19 protein-coding genes are annotated in these 19,437 nt (G+C 44.9%); 10 read left to right on the forward strand and 9 right to left on the reverse strand.

The genetic code is table 11. The features are described 5' to 3' along the window. Window positions 1-62 precede the first annotated feature (62 nt). Complete coding sequence (locus tag EAI95_RS06065) at window positions 63-617, reverse strand: CvpA family protein (protein ID WP_023024428.1); 555 nt, start codon at window positions 615-617, stop codon at window positions 63-65. A gap of 10 nt (window positions 618-627) precedes the next feature. After that, window positions 628-918 carry a hypothetical protein gene (locus tag EAI95_RS06070; RefSeq protein ID WP_023024429.1) on the reverse strand — a complete coding sequence of 97 codons (291 nt, stop codon included), beginning with the start codon at window positions 916-918 and terminating at the stop codon, window positions 628-630. Between the two features lie 154 nt (window positions 919-1,072). On the opposite strand from EAI95_RS06070, the gene EAI95_RS06075 reads away from it, so the two are divergent. The 4 genes from EAI95_RS06075 to EAI95_RS06090 all read left to right on the forward strand — a co-directional run bounded on the left by EAI95_RS06075 (window position 1,073) and on the right by EAI95_RS06090 (window position 5,669). Then, a complete protein-coding gene (locus EAI95_RS06075) occupies window positions 1,073-1,552 on the forward strand; it encodes a glutathione peroxidase (protein ID WP_023024430.1) in 480 nt (159 codons plus the stop codon). 55 nt (window positions 1,553-1,607) lie between these two features. Then, window positions 1,608-2,498 (forward strand): ribonuclease HIII, encoded by an 891-nt coding sequence (gene rnhC / locus EAI95_RS06080; protein WP_129822493.1) that lies wholly within the window; start codon window positions 1,608-1,610, stop codon window positions 2,496-2,498. A gap of 3 nt (window positions 2,499-2,501) precedes the next feature. Further along, window positions 2,502-3,140, forward strand: coding sequence for a signal peptidase I (lepB, locus tag EAI95_RS06085; protein ID WP_048715187.1), 639 nt, complete (start codon window positions 2,502-2,504; stop codon window positions 3,138-3,140). 93 nt (window positions 3,141-3,233) lie between these two features. Continuing rightward, on the forward strand, window positions 3,234-5,669 hold the full coding sequence (locus EAI95_RS06090) for an ATP-dependent RecD-like DNA helicase (RefSeq protein ID WP_129822494.1): 2,436 nt from the start codon (window positions 3,234-3,236) through the stop codon (window positions 5,667-5,669). Window positions 5,670-5,697: 28 nt separating this feature from the next. Here the strand turns inward: EAI95_RS06090 and dinB are convergent, their stop codons facing one another. After that, window positions 5,698-6,810: a DNA polymerase IV gene (gene dinB / locus EAI95_RS06095; protein WP_129822495.1), complete on the reverse strand. Its 1,113-nt coding sequence runs from the start codon at window positions 6,808-6,810 to the stop codon at window positions 5,698-5,700. 225 nt (window positions 6,811-7,035) lie between these two features. Between dinB and pflB the strand changes: the two genes are divergently transcribed. The 6 genes from pflB to EAI95_RS06125 all read left to right on the forward strand — a co-directional run bounded on the left by pflB (window position 7,036) and on the right by EAI95_RS06125 (window position 13,689). Then, window positions 7,036-9,351, forward strand: a complete 2,316-nt coding sequence (gene pflB, locus EAI95_RS06100; RefSeq protein WP_048688403.1) for a formate C-acetyltransferase — start codon at window positions 7,036-7,038, stop codon at window positions 9,349-9,351. 140 nt (window positions 9,352-9,491) lie between these two features. Next, a complete protein-coding gene (locus EAI95_RS06105) occupies window positions 9,492-10,250 on the forward strand; it encodes a threonine/serine exporter family protein (RefSeq protein WP_048688400.1) in 759 nt (252 codons plus the stop codon). 4 nt (window positions 10,251-10,254) lie between these two features. After that, a complete protein-coding gene (locus EAI95_RS06110; RefSeq protein WP_048688397.1) occupies window positions 10,255-10,722 on the forward strand; it encodes a threonine/serine exporter family protein in 468 nt (155 codons plus the stop codon). A gap of 107 nt (window positions 10,723-10,829) precedes the next feature. Continuing rightward, entirely contained in the window at window positions 10,830-11,060 is a 231-nt protein-coding gene (locus EAI95_RS06115) for a hypothetical protein (RefSeq protein ID WP_118095561.1), read from the forward strand. A 189-nt stretch (window positions 11,061-11,249) separates the two neighbouring features. Then, window positions 11,250-12,428: a hydroxymethylglutaryl-CoA synthase gene (locus EAI95_RS06120; RefSeq protein WP_129822496.1), complete on the forward strand. Its 1,179-nt coding sequence runs from the start codon at window positions 11,250-11,252 to the stop codon at window positions 12,426-12,428. Continuing rightward, window positions 12,421-13,689 (forward strand): hydroxymethylglutaryl-CoA reductase, degradative, encoded by a 1,269-nt coding sequence (locus tag EAI95_RS06125; protein ID WP_129822497.1) that lies wholly within the window; start codon window positions 12,421-12,423, stop codon window positions 13,687-13,689. The genes EAI95_RS06120 and EAI95_RS06125 overlap by 8 nt, the downstream gene beginning before the upstream one ends. Before the next feature lie 46 nt (window positions 13,690-13,735). Here EAI95_RS06125 and fni read toward each other — a convergent pair whose 3' ends face one another. The 6 genes from fni to EAI95_RS06155 all read right to left on the reverse strand — a co-directional run bounded on the left by fni (window position 13,736) and on the right by EAI95_RS06155 (window position 19,399). After that, the gene (gene fni, locus EAI95_RS06130; RefSeq protein ID WP_125334966.1) at window positions 13,736-14,752 is read right to left on the reverse strand and encodes a type 2 isopentenyl-diphosphate Delta-isomerase; all 1,017 of its coding nucleotides are present in this window, start codon (window positions 14,750-14,752) and stop codon (window positions 13,736-13,738) included. After that, window positions 14,730-15,755, reverse strand: a complete 1,026-nt coding sequence (locus tag EAI95_RS06135; protein WP_023027282.1) for a phosphomevalonate kinase — start codon at window positions 15,753-15,755, stop codon at window positions 14,730-14,732. Before EAI95_RS06135 ends, fni begins: the two co-directional genes overlap by 23 nt. Beyond that, window positions 15,745-16,695 (reverse strand): diphosphomevalonate decarboxylase, encoded by a 951-nt coding sequence (gene mvaD / locus EAI95_RS06140; protein WP_123159582.1) that lies wholly within the window; start codon window positions 16,693-16,695, stop codon window positions 15,745-15,747. The genes EAI95_RS06135 and mvaD overlap by 11 nt, the downstream gene beginning before the upstream one ends. Further along, window positions 16,677-17,555, reverse strand: coding sequence for a mevalonate kinase (gene mvk / locus EAI95_RS06145; protein WP_129822498.1), 879 nt, complete (start codon window positions 17,553-17,555; stop codon window positions 16,677-16,679). Before mvk ends, mvaD begins: the two co-directional genes overlap by 19 nt. A 120-nt stretch (window positions 17,556-17,675) precedes the next feature. After that, window positions 17,676-18,629: a serine hydrolase domain-containing protein gene (locus tag EAI95_RS06150; RefSeq protein WP_048715756.1), complete on the reverse strand. Its 954-nt coding sequence runs from the start codon at window positions 18,627-18,629 to the stop codon at window positions 17,676-17,678. Between the two features lie 35 nt (window positions 18,630-18,664). Then, window positions 18,665-19,399, reverse strand: coding sequence for a CppA N-terminal domain-containing protein (locus EAI95_RS06155; protein ID WP_048715754.1), 735 nt, complete (start codon window positions 19,397-19,399; stop codon window positions 18,665-18,667). Between the last annotated feature and the right edge of the window lie 38 nt (window positions 19,400-19,437).

Raw genomic sequence — 19,437 nt, forward strand, 5'->3', positions numbered from 1 at the left:
GTCTGAGCCTCCCCTTCCTTTCTATAATATCTCTCATGAACTTTACACATGATGAGAAGCGATTACGCACCTAAGATTTTTACAACCCAAAGTTGTTTCAAGAGGCCTGCTGTAAGGGGGCTATACTGCACCATAAAACGAATGAGGAAACTTCCATGGAGTCGATCTTGAATGGCTGCCATAGGGATTGTTGATAAAATCGTGAATCCCATTTGCAGAACAAAGTAGCTCACCAGGACAGCTAATACACCACTGGCGATCTGAAACGGAAACTCCTCCCATTTTTCAGGCGTTGGAATCAAGGGAATAAAGAGTCCAATCACTCGACCAATCGCATAGACCAAAACAAACAAGATGAAATAAGCTAAACCAGCGTAAAAAACTTTGTCTAAGTGAAAGAGTTGGTCTGCACCATAAAAATAGGATTTTGAAGCTTGTGTTGCACTCGAAAATGGAATCCATAGACTAATGGTTTTTGCCAAGGACTGATAGCCTGAGCCTGCGACCAACATGGCCACAATCATGGTTAAAAAATAATATCCTTGAAGCAAAAATCCTCGTGAATACCCAATATAAAAACTCCAAGCTAGGATGAATAAAATCAGGATTGAAAACATGCAACTCCCCTTAATTAGATGATCTACCGACCAGGCCATCTAGGGCCTTGCGACGAAAATCTTCCAATTCTTTTTCCTTATCGTCAAACTCAATCTCACGACTCAATTGTGTTGATAAACTATTGATTGCTAGTAAAATAGCCAGGGTCTCATCATCAGCAGCTGGCATTTGTTCTTTAATCGCTTCATATTTTTCCTTCGCGACCCGTTCAACTTCTTCCATGAAGAGATTATCATGATTGGTTGTGAGAGTCAGCGATTTATTACCGAAAGTAAATTTGTATCTATTTAAGCTGGACATAAAAAATCACCTCACGATATTATATCAAAATCTAGCCCGCTTGTCAGTAGGAAAATCCCCTTCCCATAGGAAATACTGGAGGTACTAGGGCCACGGTTTAACTTTTTTCGACCCAAGCGTGATACAATAGAGAAAGTAGGAAAGGACGTATAAAATGACTATCTATGATTTCACTGTAATCGCCCAAGATGGGAGCCCCTTCTCCCTAGAAGCTTATCGAGGCCAAGTACTCCTCATCGTCAATACAGCAACAGGTTGTGGCCTGACCCCTCAATACCAGGGATTGCAAGAGCTCTATGAGCGCTACCATGACCAAGGATTTGAAATCCTGGACTTTCCATGCAATCAGTTTATGGGCCAAGCGCCGGGGAGCGCAGAAGAAATTAATCAATTTTGTAGCCTCCATTATCAAACCAGCTTCCCTCGCTTCGCCAAAATAAAAGTCAATGGGAAAGAAGCCAGCCCCCTCTACCAATGGTTAAAAGAACAGGCTAGCGGTCCTTTGGGCTCCCGCATTGAATGGAATTTCGCCAAATTCTTGATTAATCGCCAAGGCCAGGTCGTCCACCGCTTCTCTTCAAAAACCGATCCTCAAGCAATTGAAGCAAGCCTAAAAGAAGTTCTTTCAGACTAAACTCAGCTGGTCTTTTTCTGGCCTTTCATCTAGCTTTTATGATACAATAAGGACTATGGAAACAATTACATTGTCCCCTCAAAATGAGGATATCCAAGCATTTGTTGGTCAGTACCAAGACCATCTGGCACCTTCAAAAAATCCATATATCCGTTATTTTTTTAAGGCACCTGGTGCAACAATTTCGATTTACACATCAGGAAAAGTTGTCCTACAAGGTAGTCAGGCGACGCGCTATGCAGAGTTCTTCGGTTACCAACAAGATCCGATAGACCAAGCACAGGCCGGACAAGACTTTCCCTTAATCGGAACAGACGAAGTCGGAAACGGCTCTTACTTTGGAGGGCTTGCTGTAGTGGCTTCACTGGTCAGCCCGGACCAACATGCCCGCTTAAAAAGTCTAGGAGTTGGGGATTCTAAGACCCTGGATGATCGAAAAATTCGAGCTCTCGCACCGATTCTCAAAAAAGAAATCCCACATCAGGCCTTACTGCTGACACCTAAAAAATACAATCAGGTCATCGCCTCTGGCTACAATGCGGTTTCTGTCAAGGTCGCCCTCCACAATCAGGCTATTTTTTTGCTCTTGCAACAAGGGGCAAAAGCTCAAAAAATTGTGGTCGATGCCTTTACGACCAAGAAAAACTATGATCGCTATGTTCAGGCAGAAGCGAATCAGGTCCCACAAGTCGTCACCCTAGAAGAGAAGGCCGAAGGAAAATACCTGGCGGTCGCTGTGAGTTCCATTATTGCTCGTGACCTCTTCCTCCAAAATCTGGAAGATTTGAGTCAAGAACTCGGCTACACCCTTCCTAGTGGGGCTGGTGCGCCCTCAGACAAGGTAGCTGCTCAACTTTTGAAGGCCTATGGCATTCAAGCCCTTGACTACAGTGCCAAACTTCATTTTAAAAATACAGAAAAAGCAAAAAAATTGATAGAAAGATAAAACATGAAACGTTCAAAAAAATCAACTAATCCAGTCCGTTCTTTCCTGAAAGAATGGGCGCTCTTCGGCCTCATTATTGGAGGCATTATTCTCTCTCGTATTTATCTGTGGACGCCTGTCCGTGTCGATGGCCATTCTATGGATCCGACCTTGGCAGATAGTGAATACCTTCTCGTTATCAATAAACTGCCTATCGACCGTTTTGATATCGTGGTCGCTAGTGAAACAGAAAATGGAAAAACCAAAGAAATCGTTAAACGGGTCATTGGACTCCCTGGTGAAACCATCGAGTACAAAAACGATGTCCTCTATATCAACGGCAAAGAAACTGACGAGCCTTACTTGAAAGACTACATTCAAAAATTTAAAGAAGATAAATTGCAATCAACCTATTCTGGAAAAGGGTTCGAAGAAAATGGAGAGCTCTTCCGCCAAATGGCACAGATAGCCGAGGCTTTCACTGTTGATAAAGATGGAAGTGCGACCTTCACGAAAAAGCTCTTGGATGATGAGTATCTACTCCTTGGTGATGATCGAATCGTTTCAAAAGATAGCCGCCAGGTGGGGGCTTTCAAGAAGGAACAAATCAAAGGGGAAGCCGTCCTTCGCCTCTGGCCACTCCTTCCATTCCAGACTTATTAACCCATGATGAGGTTGGGACTCTTGTTCCAATCTCTTTCAATATCTTCATGAGAGATAAGCTCTCTCAGACCATTACTTAAAAGGAAACTCTGCATGGAATACTATTTCTCAGGAACCATTGAGCGGGTCATTTTTGAAAATCAAAGTAGTTTTTTCCGTATCTTATTGTTGGATATCAATGATACAGATGCAGAGGACTATGATAACTTTGAAATTATCGTCACTGGAACGATGGCAGATATCGTCGAAGGAGAAGATTATACCTTCTGGGGAGAACTGGTCCATCATCCGAAATATGGCCAACAGTTGCAAATGAATCGCTATGAACGAGCCAAACCCACTAGCAAAGGCTTGGTGAAATACTTTTCTAGCGACCATTTTAAAGGGATCGGACTCAAAACGGCCCAAAAAATCGTGGATCTCTATGGCGAGGATACCATTGATAAAATTCTGCAAGCACCTGAAAAACTGACCTCTATCTCCGGACTTTCTAAAAAGAATCGCGAGGCCTTTGTCGAAAAACTACAGCTCAACTATGGTACGGAACGGGTCCTCGCCCAACTTGCTAACTATGGCATCCCTAATAAACTAGCCTTCCAAATCCAGGATTTCTACAAGGAAGAAACCTTGCAAATCGTCGAATCAGCTCCTTATCAACTGGTCGAAGATATTCAAGGAATGGGCTTTAAAATTGCCGACCAATTAGCAGAAGAATTAGGGATTGCCAGTGATGCACCTGAACGCTTCCGAGCAGGACTGGTTCATAGTCTTTTAACCCTCTCCTTAGAAACAGGGGACACCTACGTTGAAGCCAAAGAATTGCTCCAAGCCACCATCCAACTCTTAGAAGCATCTCGTCCAGTCGAGCTCGATCCAGCCAGCGTTGCCCAAGAATTGGCCAGTCTCATTGAAGAAGACAAGGTGCAAAACATTGACACTAAGATTTTCAACAACAGCCTCTTCTTTGCAGAAGAAGGGATCCGAAGCCATATCGGTCGCCTGCTAGAAAAAGGAAAGCAAGAATCTTTCGAAGCAGAAAAAATCGAACAAACGATCGATGACATTGAAGAAGATCTCCATATCCACTACGATCCCATCCAACGGAAGGCTATCCAGGAAGCCATCCAGCAAAAGGTCTTCGTGCTAACAGGTGGACCAGGAACAGGGAAAACAACCGTTATCAATGGAATTATCGGAACCTATGCCCGTCTGCACCAATTGGATCTTCGGAAAAAATCTCAATTACCAATCCTCTTAGCTGCTCCAACCGGTCGAGCAGCCCGTCGAATGAGTGAACTGACGGGTCTTCCGAGCGCCACCATTCATCGTCACTTAGGAATGACGGGAGACGACGACACGAGTCACTTGGACGATTATCTCGATGCGGATTTTATCATTGTCGATGAATTCTCTATGGTGGATACTTGGCTGGCCAATCAGCTTCTCAGCAACATCTCCTCCAATGCCAAACTCTTAATCGTTGGAGATGCCGATCAGCTTCCTTCTGTGAGTCCTGGACAAGTCTTGTCCGATCTCCTACAGATCCCCAGCATCCCTCAAGTCAAACTGGAACACATCTTCCGTCAAAGTGAAGATTCGACTATCGTCACTTTGGCCAGTCAGATTCGCAAAGGCCAACTGCCTCCTGATTTCACAGAGAAAAAACCTGATCGTTCCTACTTTGAAGCGCCGAGTGAGCTCATCGCTCCCATGATTGAAAAAATCACCAGCGCTGCCCTTCGCAACGGCATTCCGGCTCGAGACATCCAGGTCCTCGCTCCGATGTATCGAGGTTCTGCAGGCATTGACCAGATTAACAGTCTCATGCAAGAGCTCCTCAATCCATTAGAAACGGGTGCTCTATTCTTTCAAACACTGGATTGCCAGTATCGAAATGGTGACAAGGTCATCCACCTGGTCAATGATGCCGAAAGCAATGTCTTTAACGGTGATATTGGCTACATCACCGACCTCTTGCCAGCTAAGTATACCGAATCCAAGCAAGATGAACTCACCATCCAATTTGATGGCAATGAATTGGTCTACCCCCGCAATGAATGGTACAAAATTCGCCTGGCTTATGCCATGAGCATCCACAAGTCACAGGGAAGCGAATTTCCTGTGGTCATCCTTCCTCTGACCAATCAGAGCCGCCGCATGCTCCAACGCAATCTGATCTACACAGCCATTACCCGTTCCAAAAGCAAGCTCATCCTCCTGGGAGAATACACTGCATTTGACTTTGCGACAAAGAATACCGGAACCGCTCGAAAAACCTATCTGATTGAGCGTTTTTCGGATGGGGTTCCTCAACGTAGAGACTCTGACTCACAGAGCCCTGTCCACCTGGAAGAGCCCATAAAAAAAATAGAGCCCCAAAAGGAGCTCGTCTCAGTTGAAAACCACTCTGACTCATCTGCTTCCCAAGCTTCTCAACAAGGCTATCGATTAACAGAGGACAATTACTTAAGCATTGATCCCATGATTGGCCTCACCGAGGAAGAGATTCAACAGTTCTTCAAAAACTAGCTAAAAATTCCCCGTAGGTCAAGTATACCTACGGGGTTTCTTCTATTAGAGATCCTTCATGGGTTTCCCGAGACACGGAAGAAAAATTAGTGAGGGTCACCCCTAAAAGGCGAATACCTGTGGGATTACTCTCTAGGCTCTGGTAGAGCTCCTGGGCCAGTCTCTGAATGGCTTCAGGGTCTCTAGTTGCTTCCTCTAAACTTCGTCTCTTGGTCAAGGTCGTAAAATCGGCATAACGAATCTTGAGCACCAAGGTCTTACCAATTTTCTGATGCTTGGCCAAACTGTTCGCTACCTTTTCAGATAGGTTGGCTAATTCTTTTAGCGCATCATCCTCGGCCACCAGTAATTTTCGGTAGGTGCGTTCCTTCCCAATGGACTTGCGAATACGATTGCTCTTGACAGGACTGTTATGGATCCCCCGAGCCTTTCGATAAAGGTCAAAACCAAAGCGACCGAAGTGATCGATGAGAGTCATTTCCGGCACTTCTAAGAGATCTGCACCTGTATAAATTCCCAAATCATGAAGCCGCTCCACTGTCCGTTTTCCCACACCATGAAACTTAGCTACATCTAGCTGACTTAAAAAATCTTGAGCTTGCTCGGGTAAAATAACGGTTAGTCCTCGAGGCTTCTGGTAATCACTGGCAATTTTTGCAAGAAACTTATTGTAGGAAACTCCAGCAGAAGCAGTTAGGTGCAATTCATTCCAAATATCATGCTGAATCAAGCGAGCTACCTTGACAGCAGACTGAAGACCAAGCTTATTGTTGGTCACATCCAGATAGGCTTCATCAATGCTCATGGGCTCAATCAAATCGGTATAGCGTTTAAATATTTCTCTGACTTGGAGACCGACAGCCTGGTACTTCTCGTAGTCGCCAGAGATGAAAACTGCCTGAGGACACCGTTCATAGGCCTCTTTGGAACTCATAGCCGAATGGACCCCATATTTTCTGGCTTCGTAATTGCAGGTTGATACTACTCCTCTTCCGCCAGACAAACGGGGATCATGGCCAATAATGACAGGCTTTCCCTTCAATTCAGGATGGTCACGCTCTTCAACGGACGCAAAAAAGGCATCCATATCGATATGAATGATTTTACGGCTCGTATCATTTACTAAAGGAAATATGAGCATGGGCAACCTCCTCTTTCATTATATCCCTATCAACGATTTTTTCCTACTAATTCCTACCTCTTCTAAGACAAAAATATAATACAGTTTATTCGTATTTACCCTTCTGTATTATAAAAGAATCCAAAATCTTTTTGCTATTCCCTTTGTGAAACCGATTTCCATATGGTATACTACTATTGTAAGTGCAACAGATTTGTTGCTAGAAAGACAAAAGAGGATTTAAACATGGTTGTTAAAACAGTTGTTGAAGCACAAGACATTTTTGACAAAGCCTGGGAAGGCTTCCAAGGGGAAGACTGGAAAGAAAGAGCCAGTGTCTCACGCTTTGTACAAGCTAACTACACTCCATATGATGGAGACGAAAGCTTCCTAGCTGGCCCAACAGAACGTTCACTTCACATCAAGAAGATTGTTGAAGAAACAAAAGCACACTACGAAGAAACTCGTTTCCCATACGATACTCGTCCAACTTCTATCGCTGATATCGCAGCTGGATACATCGACAAAGAAAACGAAGTGATCTTCGGTATCCAAAACGATGAATTGTTCAAATTGAACTTCATGCCTCGTGGTGGTATCCGTATGGCGGAAACTACTTTGAAAGAAAATGGATATGAGCCAGATCCAGCTGTGCATGAAATCTTCACTAAATATGTAACAACAGTTAACGACGGTATCTTCCGTGCTTATACTACAAACATCCGTCGTGCACGTCACGCTCACACAGTAACTGGTCTTCCAGATGCATACTCACGTGGACGTATCATCGGGGTTTATGCTCGTTTGGCCCTTTACGGAGCTGACTACTTGATGGCTGAAAAAGCAAACGACTGGAACGCGATTACTGAAATCGATGAAGAATCAATCCGTCTTCGTGAAGAAGTAAACCTTCAATACCAAGCACTTCAAGAAGTTGTTAAATTGGGTGACCTTTATGGCGTAGACGTACGTCGTCCTGCCTTCGATACAAAAGAAGCAATCCAATGGACAAACATCGCCTTCATGGCTGTCTGCCGTGTGATCAACGGTGCTGCTACTTCTCTTGGACGTGTGCCAATCGTTTTGGATATCTACGCTGAACGTGACTTGGCTCGTGGTACTTACACTGAGTCTGAAATCCAAGAATTCGTTGATGATTTCGTTATGAAATTGCGTACTGTTAAATTTGCTCGTACAAAAGCTTACGACCAATTGTACTCAGGTGACCCAACCTTCATCACAACTTCTATGGCTGGTATGGGTAACGACGGACGTCACCGTGTTACTAAGATGGACTTCCGTTTCTTGAATACTTTGGACAACATCGGTAACTCTCCAGAACCAAACTTGACAGTTCTTTGGACTGATAAATTGCCATACAGCTTCCGTCGCTACTGTATGCACATGAGCCACAAACACTCTTCTATCCAATACGAAGGTGTAACAACAATGGCGAAAGACGGATACGGTGAAATGAGCTGTATCTCATGTTGTGTATCTCCACTTGACCCAGAAAACGAAGAACAACGCCATAACATCCAGTACTTCGGTGCTCGTGTAAACGTGCTTAAAGCTCTTCTTACTGGTTTGAACGGTGGTTACGACGACGTTCATAAAGACTATAAAGTATTTGACATCGATCCTATCCGTGATGAAGTTCTTGAATTCGAATCTGTTAAAGCAAACTTCGAAAAATCACTTGACTGGTTGACTGACACTTACGTAGATGCTTTGAACATCATCCACTACATGACTGATAAGTACAACTACGAAGCTGTTCAAATGGCCTTCTTGCCAACTCACCAACGCGCTAACATGGGATTCGGTATCTGTGGATTCGCTAACACTGTTGATACTTTGTCAGCAATCAAATACGCTACTGTTAAACCAATCCGTGACGAAGATGGCTACATCTACGATTACGAAACAATCGGTGAATACCCACGTTGGGGTGAAGATGACCCACGTTCTAACGAATTGGCAGAATGGTTGATCGAAGCTTACACTACTCGTCTTCGCAGCCACAAACTTTACAAGAATGCAGAAGCTACAGTTTCACTTTTGACTATCACTTCTAACGTTGCTTACTCTAAACAAACTGGTAACTCACCAGTCCACAAAGGGGTATACCTCAACGAAGATGGTTCTGTGAACACAAGCAAATTGGAATTCTTCTCACCAGGTGCTAACCCATCTAACAAAGCTAAAGGTGGATGGTTGCAAAACTTGAACTCACTTGCTAGCCTTGACTTTGGTTACGCAGCTGACGGTATCTCACTCACTACTCAAGTGTCACCTCGTGCTCTTGGTAAAACTCGTGACGAACAAGTAGACAACTTGGTAACTATCCTTGATGGATACTTCGAAAACGGTGGACAACACGTTAACTTGAACGTTATGGACTTGTCAGACGTTTATGAAAAGATCATGAGCGGTGAAGACGTTATCGTTCGTATCTCTGGATACTGTGTAAACACTAAATACCTCACTCCAGAACAAAAAACTGAATTGACACAACGTGTCTTCCACGAAGTTCTTTCTATGGATGATGCATTGAGCTAAGATTCAAATAGATTTTTCAAACCAGTCGGAAACGGCTGGTTTTTTCTTGTCCTGTCTTGACTAAATCCGTGGTAACACTAGTACAAATCAGTGAAATTTTGATATAATGGAAGCAATCTATTAACAGAACAGGAAGAACAATGGAAGCGTCTAAAGATATGGACCGCGTGATTGATGTCCTCATGTTGGCAGGAACCCTCCTTTTAGAGAGTGGTTCTGAAATCCATCGGGTGGAGGATACCATGATCCGGATTGCTCATTCTCAAGGAATCGATGATTGCAATGCCTTAGCGATGCCAGTCGCTATTTTCTTTTCAATCGAAAATGCCAATATCACGCGGATGAAGCGGATCCTGCGGACCAATTACAATATCGAGAAAGTCTGTGATGTCAATCAGATTTCTCGCCAATTAGTCTCTGGGCACATCAATCTCGAAGAAGCCTACCAAGCCTTGATCCAATTGAAGCAGAAGGCAGTCCCTTATACCAATCTACAGTTAACCATTGCGGCTACTCTAAGTGCTCCTTTTTTCTCCATTATGTTTGGCGGGAATTTTTATGATGCGATAGGAGCAGGTATTGCGACTGTCTTTGCCTATGCTTTCTCTCTAGTAGTTGAGAAATACGTGCGCATCCCTTTTGCCACTGCTTTTGCGGCAGCCTTTGTCTTTGGATTTTTAGCCCATATTTGGGCCCGCTATAGTGGTTTTCCTTCCAATACCGATCTCATAATTGCTGGTTGTGTCATGCCTTTCGTTCCTGGGATTGCCATGACCAATGCCGTCAGGGATCTGATGAACAACCACCTCAACTCTGGGATGAGTAAACTCTTTGAGACCCTGCTCATTACTCTTGCCCTTGGTGCCGGAACGACCGTCGCTCTTGTCCTTATGAAATAGAATCATGAATCTAATCGAATTTTTAATCCAAGCCGTGGCGAGTTTGATTGCCATCATTACCTTTTTAATCGTCCTCAACGTGCAACGTTCCATGCTACTCCCTGGAGGAATTTTAGGGATGGCTATTTGGTTGCTCTACTATATCTTGAAAGGACCTACCAATGTTATCATTGCGACTTTTATCGCCGCCATTGTCGGTTCTTGTATCAGTCAAATTTTAAGTATCATCTACAAGACGCCTGTCGTTGTCTTTATGCTAGCTATTCTCGCTCCTTTGGTTCCTGGATATATTTCCTATCGGACCACCTCCTTCTTTGTTAGTGGCCAATATCAGCAAGCCGTGACCAGTGTGACCCTAGTTGTTATTCTGGCCTTGGTCATCTCTATCGGGATGGCTAGCGGGTCTGTCGTCTTGAAACTCTACCATTCTTACCAACGCCATCAAAAAAGAAAAATGACCAATGCCAACTAGCATTGGTTTTTCAAAACTTATCTATGTAATCGCTTGTATTTTTGATTAAAAGGAGTACAATGATAGTGAAAAAAACAAATCCTTTAAAGTATGCGAGGTGCTGAATGATGGTAAACAAGTATATCAAGTATCTTCCTTGGGTGATTCTAGGAGCCTTCTCCTCCTATCTATCAGCGACTTACTATGCCCGTAATTCATTTGACTTGTTCTATCTGACCTTGATCTTTCTGATTGCGGACATCGCTATACTCGTCTTCTACGAAAAAGTTCTAAGAGACAAATGCAAAGAACTCTTCATACGGGTTATGAGTAACCCTAAGAAAGATAAGCAAGCATAAGAGTTGAAAAGCCATCTAAGGATGGCTTTTTTGATTTTCGTCCTCTCTTTTTCAAAAAATCCCCTTGCCCAACTCGGTCCTAAGAATGATTTCCATTCTGTTCTGGCTTTTTCAAGGGAGTTTTGCTCTCAAATATGGTAAAATAGTAACGAAATATACTAGTAGATATCAAATTAAAAGAGGTTATTTATGACAATCGGTATTGATAAGATTGGATTTGCGACCAGCCAGTATGTCTTGCGCTTAAGTGAGCTAGCGGCTGCTCGAAATACTGATCCAGAAAAACTCAGTAAAGGGCTCTTATTGAAAGAACTGAGTATTGCCCCTATTACAGAGGATATCGTCACACTTGGAGCAAGTGCCAGCCATAGTATTTTAACCGAAGAAGAAAAAGAAGAAATCGATATGGTCATCTTAGCGACCGAGTCAGGAATTGATCAGAGTAAGGCTGCTGCTGTTTTCGTTCACGGTCTCCTAGGAATCCAACCCTTTGCTCGGAGCTTTGAAATGAAGGAAGCCTGCTATGCTGCCACTGCCGCTTTGGACTATGCTAAACTTCATGTTGAAAAATTCCCACAGAGCAAGGTCTTGGTCATTGCCAGCGATATTGCAAAATATGGGATCGACACCCCTGGAGAGCCGACTCAAGGAGCTGGATCTGTCGCTATGCTGGTGACGCAGAATCCACGTATCCTAGCCTTTAATGATGATAATGTTGCTCAGACCCGTGACGTCATGGATTTCTGGCGTCCCAACTATTCCAGCACACCCTTTGTCAATGGGATTTATTCGACCCAACAGTACTTGGATTGCTTGAAAACAACTTGGACAGAGTATCAAAAACGGACTGGCTTAACCTTGGATGACTTTGCGGCGGTCTGCTTCCACCTGCCTTATCCCAAGCTCGCCCTCAAGGGCTTAAAAAAGATTCTTGACAAGGGTCTTTCTCCTGAGAAACAAGCCCAATTGCAATACAATTTTGAACAGTCCATTCTCTACAGCCAAAAGGTTGGGAATATCTATACGGGTTCCCTCTTCCTAGGTTTGCTTTCTCTCTTAGAGAATCAGCCTCAACTAGTGGCTGGCGACCGGATCGCCCTCTATGGATATGGAAGTGGCGCAGTCGCTGAGATTTTTAGTGCTCACTTAGTCGAAGGATATGAGCAAATGCTCCATCCAAATCGTATGGCAGAATTGGATCAGCGAAAAGCTCTTACGATTGCCGAATATGAGAAGATCTTCTTCGAAGAGGCACAATTAGATGCTGAAGGCAATCAAACCTTCCAAGGTTACCAAGATCAAACCTTTGCCTTATCAGAAATCAACGAACACCAACGAACCTATGTAAAGGTAGAACACCATGGTTAAATTAACTGGTTTTTCAAAAGCAAGTCCAGCAGAGCGTATCGAGAAACTGGCTCAGGCCGGACTCCTTTCAGAAGAAAGACTACAAACAGTAAGGGACAATGACACATTGCCCCTTTCTCTTGCCAATGAAATGGTCGAAAATGTCCTCGGCACCTTAGCCTTGCCCTTTGGTATAGCTCCTGGCTTCCAGATAGATGATCAGGAAATTCAGGTCCCAATGGTGACGGAAGAACCCTCTGTCATTGCTGCTGCTTCTTATGCTGCAGGGTTGATCAAGCGTTCAGGTGGGTTTCAGACCCAGGTTCACAAGCGTCAAATGATTGGGCAAGTGGCTCTCTATGATGTCAGCAATAAAGAAAAGGCCAGTCAGGCGATTACAGAAGCTAAAGAAGAACTGCTCCAACTGGCCAATCAAGCCTATCCTTCCATCGTTAAACGGGGAGGTGGGGCACGAGATCTCTGGACAGAGGTGAAAGGTGACTTTCTCATTTGCTACCTATCCGTTGATCCAAAAGAAGCCATGGGGGCTAACATGCTCAACACCATGTTGGAAGCTCTGGTCGACCCTTTAGAAGAGTTATCCGGGGGCCAAGGCTTAATGGCTATTTTGTCCAACCTAGCAACAGATGCCCTCGTCACTGCAAGGTGTCACATAGACTACCGCTTTCTCAGTCGTGATCCCAAGGAAGCTGCCGAAATTGCTCAGAAAATAGCTCTGGCCAGTCAATTAGCGGCTGTTGATCCTTATCGAGCAGCGACTCACAACAAGGGAATTTTCAATGGCATCGATGCTGTCGTCTTAGCAACTGGAAATGACTGGCGGGCGATTGAAGCAGGTGGCCATACCTATGCCAGTCGATCCGGACAAGCTCTAGGACTATCTAACTGGATGGATCATCCAGAACAGCAAGTCCTAGAAGGTCAGCTGACCCTTCCCATGCCTATCGCTACCAAGGGAGGCTCCATCGGACTCAATCCAAGTGTTCAAGTGGCTCATGAACTACTTGGAAATCCTGACGCCCAGACTCTTGCACGGATTATTGTATCCGTTGGCCTAGCTCAAAACTTTGCAGCGCTTAAGGCCTTGGTCAGCACCGGTATTCAACATGGGCATATGAAACTCCAGGCTAAGTCACTCGCCCTACTTGCTGGAGCTACTCCGTCAGAGGTGGCTCCGGTGGTGCAAGCATTGCTAGAGGACAAACCCTTTAACCTGGAAAAAGCCCAAGCTGTTTTAGAGGAAATTCGTCAAAGTAAGTAAAAAATCCTTCCGTGTAAACGGAGGGATTTTTGCTAGTTTCTTCAAGTTAATCATGGATGGAAGAGATTTGTTCGTGTCCTTCTTTTACTCGTCCGTAAAGAATATAGGGAACCTTTCTTAAATCGGCAATTGTCTGACAAGAAAGGGCACACATAATCAGGCGTAAATCCTCTTTCCAAGCATTGACTTGGGCGATGGCCTCGTCAATCGGCTTTGTCTCTACCAATTCTAAAATGGTCCGAGAAAGACCGACCCCCTTGGCTCCTAGAACCAGTGCCTTGATCATATCCAAGGGATGACGAACGCCACCAGAGGCGAGAACCTCGACCTGATCCATCAGTGGTTGAGCCCCAAGTAGGGCTTGGACCGTTGTTTGTCCCCAGTCATTGAGATAGGAGCGATTGCCTCCCCGACGGTTTTCGATATAGGCAAAACTGGTCCCACCTCTACCAGAAATATCAACTGTCCTGACACCTAGTTCGATAGCTCTTTGGATAGTTCCGGCATCCATACCAAAACCGACCTCTTTTAGCACCAAGGGCACTGGAAGTTGCTTTGCATAACCTGCTAAATGGCCTTGCCAGTTTCTAAAGCTTCGTTCCCCTTCGGGCATGAGAAGCTCCTGCATGAGGTTGACATGGAGTTGGAGAAAGAGGGGCTGGGTCTCTTCAATCGTCTGTATGCCCAATTCAAGCGGTTTGTCAATCCCGATATTGGTCGCAAAGAGTAGGTCCGGATGAAGGTCCTTGACTCGATAGGAGCTATCCTGAGGATCCTTCAAAGCTGCACTATAAGAACCTGTCACAAAGAGAATACCACAGGCTTCTGCCACCTGGGCCAACTTCCGATTGATTTCTCCCCCCTTGGCACTGCCACCTGTCATGGCATTGATATAAAAAGGGTAGTCCCAATCACGACCCGCAAAATGAGTTGTCAAGTCCACCTCATCTAAATCGATAGTTGGTAAAGAGGAATGAATCAACTCAACCTCATCAAAGCTATTGTAACCCGGAGTTTGTTCCAAGGCCAAACGAATATGTTCATCCTTTCGGTTGGTCGTCATACTCTCCCATCCTTTCTGAATATAATAAATCAATCCCTGCTTCTTGCCAGCGTCTGACGATTTCTTGGGCAGCAGCCTCCTCAAATGCGAGGGCGATTCCACAATCTCCTCCTCCAGCGCCACTGGATTTTGCAATGACCTTTAACCCCTCTTCTGCCCTCTTTAATTGGGCTAGTTTTTTGGTATAAATTACCTCATTAAGAGATAGAAGTAAGTCACTAGCCCGACCGATAGAGGACCAGGCTAAGTCTCTGTCTGCTTCTTGAAAGGCCACTAAGAGGTCTTGTACAGCCTGCTCCGTCCCCTCTAAGAAGACAGGATCAATAGCTGAACGAACCTGGTTAATCAAGTCCCTTGAAATAGCAGGTTCTTGGGTCCAACCCACTAAAAAAGTATAGGACAACTGAGGGGAAAGAGGCCGGATTTCATAGCCCCAATCAAGGGCTAAGACCTGGTCCAGATCCTGATCTTGTAATTGATCAGCCAGCGCCCGTCTGTCAAAAGAGCGGTAGCTAACCAAGCCTTCATAGGCAATACAAGCTAGGTCTCCCATTGACCCATTGTCACCACGCTGAATCAAGACCAAACAGGCCAAACGAAAGAGCAAGTCTGCAGGCAGGGGGAAATCATAAAGAGCTGCCATGGCTTTGAGGGTCAACAAGACCACACTGCCACTAGAGCCAATTCCGAATTTCTTACCCTCTCGCTCAAATTTCCCCCCAATACGTAAATCAAAGGGAGAAATCGCTACTCCTTGTGACTGGAGGTAGGCGTTCATCAGATGCACGGTTTCTTGGATCAATGCATAGTCCGTATTCGGAGTCAAATCAACCGCAAAAGGAAACATGTCCGACTGAATCCGATAAGTAGATGCTGGTTGGATTTCTGCCTGCATGTAAATAGGGATAAACTGAATGATGGCTGTTTGTCCAGGAGTTAAGATAGAATATTCCCCAGCGACATACAGCTTCCCACCTGCACGAACTTCTTTCTTAATCTTCATGGGATAAATCCTTGGTCTTGGAGACAATGATACGGTAGTCTTGTTCAAAAAGTGGAACCAATTGGTCCAGATCCTCTTCTAGACAGAGAACCTTCACATTCGGACCTGCATCCATGGTGAAGTAGCAACGTTTCCCTTCTTCACGAAGAGAGCGCACGAACTCCATGGCCTCGTAGCTCTTATCCGTCAAATAGGAAAAGGCTGGACTTGCAGTCTTGGTTGTAGAATGCATGAGAAGAGCATTCCGTTCGGTCAATTCCCCTACTTTTTCAAAATCATTGTCCTTCAGGTAACCCAGCATATCTTGGTAATCCCGGGCTGACTGGCGGATCCATTCTTGGAAATTGGTAGAGGTTTCCGTGCACCGTTTCATCCCTTCCCGACTAGAAAGAATTTTTTGTTGGTCGTTTAACACTAGCATGATCATAGCCAGTTTGAGGTCCGTTTCCACCTGGTAAATTTCCCCAGTATCCTTGTCCCAAGCAGCTAAGGGGCCAAAGAAGGAACGAGAAGACGAACCGGAGGCAAACTTAGCCGCTTGAGCTTGTTCTGCCTGCGTCATTCCCAGTTGGTAATAGCGATTGCAGGCTTTTACCAAGGCAGATAAGCCACTGGAACTAGAAGAAAGTCCTGCAGCTGTCGGCATATTGTTGCTGGTATCAACCCGCACAAAGCCTGTCTCCCCTTCTGGTTTAAAACGGTCGATGACTGCTCCAATCTTGGCCTGCTCCGCTTCATTCTGGAAGACCCCATCAATAAAGAAGGCATGGGACTTGGCTTCAGGCCCCAAAGGACTAAGTCGAGTCTCCGTATACATATTTTCCAAGGTCAAGGAAATGGAACTAGTTGATGGCACCATTGCTTCACTGTTTTCCTTGCCCCAATACTTAATAATGGCGATATTGGCATACGATTTCACGCTTACAGGTTTTCGATCCATAACTCCTCCACTCCTTTATTTCTTAGTTCTTTTGCGATCATCTCTGCTTGTTCCTGGTCTGCAGCAAGGGCAATGATACAGCCACCGAGCCCACCACCACTCATCTTGGCTCCCAAGGCTCCACTCGCTAATGCTAGTTCCACCAGTTGATCCGCTTCTGGACAACTCACTCCCACTGCCTGCAAATGATGATGGCAGTCTGTTAAGATACGTCCCAAGGTGGGAGCATCTTTTTGAGCAAGGGCTTTTTCTGCCTGCTCGGTGAGGAGGCCGATTTCATGGAAACTAGCAAGGGCCACTGTTCCCAAGTCCTTGACTTTTTGAATGGCTTCTTTGGTATGGCCATGGATACCTGTATCTGCAATGACCAGCTTGGCACCTAAATCAACTTCTAACTCACTAAAACCGACGTTGCGAATGAATTTAATCGGCTGATCACTTAGGCAAGTCTTGGCATCCAGCCCACTTGGATTCATATGGGCAATCATTTCTGCTCGATTAACCAAGATTTCCAAGGTTTCTTGACTCAAATCCCGCTTGAAATAATCAAAGACTGCCCGAATTGCCGCGATACTGACAGCAGCCGAGGAGCCCATCCCCCGCTGAGCTGGAATCATGGAGTCAATCCGGCAAGCGATGGCTGCCTTCTCAATCCCCAAATACTCTAAGGAAGCGTAGACGGCCATCGATAAGCTGTCATTCTCAAAAAGGACCCACGGACGCTCCGCAGGTACAATCTGACAAGTGACCTGAATGTGAAGGAGGGGCAGGGCAATAGCTGGATAGCCATAAACAACCGCATGCTCACCTATTAAAATAATCTTGCTATGTGCCTGGCCGACACCTATCGATTTCGTCATACGTCTCTCAGTTATCTTCATTCTTTTCTGCTATAGATTGCTAGATACAATCTTCTCTCCTTCCATTTTAATATAAATAAAGAAAAAAAGCGATGGCTAAACCACGCTTCTTTCTCCGTCTTAGGAAGGATTTTTACTGGTCCCTTCCATTTCTGTTTTGATGAGCTCCATGAGTTGATTCCGATCTAGGATCCATTGGGCCCGCTCATCTTTTTCATAGGTCCGATTGGATAAGAAAACAGCTGCCAACTGGAGCTTACGATTATAGAGAAGGAAGGTTCCTGTATAACCTGTATGGTCCAACCAGTCTCCTTCCAGATTCCAGGCCAGAGAGCGCGTCTTTCCTTCTTCTAAAGCATAGTTCTGGGAAAGGATTTCTGCAAAAGGATCCTGTAAATAATGCTCCAGGAAAATTTCCATATCTCTAATGGTCGAAAACAGACCTGCACTTCCGGCATGGACTCCCAGTACACGCGCTTTCGGATCATGGACGACGCCAGCTGGAACGCCACGAAGGGTTGGCACCGCTTGAGAAACCGGACCAAAAGTAGTCTCCTTCATTTGCCAAGGTGTAAAAACTTGCTCCTGAAAAATCTGGGCCAAATCCTGACCAAACCACTTCTCCAGAAGAAAGCCCAATAAAAGAAAATTGACATCTGTATAGTGGAACTGGCGATTGTCCTTGAGCTTCAAACGGTGCAGGGCTTCTTTTAAGCCCTCAGCATCCAAGTCATCTCGTCCGGGGATGAAAGGATCCAAACCAGAAGTATGGGTCAAGAGCTGACGGATGGTCACCTCTGCCTGCTCCATATCCGGATAGTAGGAAGCTAAGGGACGATCGATATCGATTTTCCCTTGTTGGACCAGAAAAGCAAGAACCGTTCCAACTCCGACGACCTTACTCACACTGGCCAAATCATAGGTCAAGCCGGCAATAACTGGCTCTTGCTTGGCTGGATCAGCCAGTCCCAAGTAATACTCCTGCCAGCTTCCCTTCTGATAGAGAGCAAGAGAGGCACCTGGGTAGATGCCTGCTCCTATTTGCTCTTGAATTTTTTGGATGATTTTTTCCATTTTTCTTCACTCATTTCAATCAGCCAAAGACTTGCTTAGGCTTCGAACCACCATTCAATCTTGCTTGGATCCTCAACCAAGACAAATTGTTGCCTTTTTGGTACAAAAGTTACCTGATCTCCAAAGCAGGAGGCTAGTTCACTTGCTACAAATGGCTCTAAAATGACCTTGACCTGACAAAGGTCCCAAGTCTGTCCATTTGCTAGTGTAAGGTCCGGACCATCTGATGCTTCTAACTCTAAATAATCTTCTAAGCCAGGTAGTTGTTGATAGAAAGCTGTAGAAGTCTCTACATTAGGTACTCGAAGCACCATCTTTTCTACGAAAAACTCCGTCAAGGTTGTAAACTCTTCATTCGCTTGAAAATCTGGAACTTCCTCAATTTCAGTTAAACTGCCCACTTGCTCTTCCGCATGGAGCAAGATACGATCTCCTTCTGGCGAAAGGGCTTCAAAGGCATAGCCATTTTTTCCTTTAAAGAGGCGATCAACTTGATGTCCACGAGCCAGAAGCCACTCAATTTCTTGTGGGTTGGTCACGCGAATCTTTAAGCAAGCCAGGCGTTTTGGGCCCTCCACCTTGCGGGTTCTCATACTAGGGGATTCCTCTAAATAGAGGCGATCTGTCTTCGATTGATCTCCAAGGGATAATAAAGCCCCATCTTCCAACAGGGTTTTCATTCCTAAGACCTTTTCAAAAAATTCTTGATTGACATTTCGATTGTTTGTTTTTAATACAGGTGAAATACTACTAATCTTATTTATGCACATAATTCCTCCAAGTCTTTTATATTTTAAAAGATTTTCTT

The organism is Streptococcus sp. bf_0095, from assembly GCF_004166885.1.
Classification (GTDB): domain Bacteria; phylum Bacillota; class Bacilli; order Lactobacillales; family Streptococcaceae; genus Streptococcus.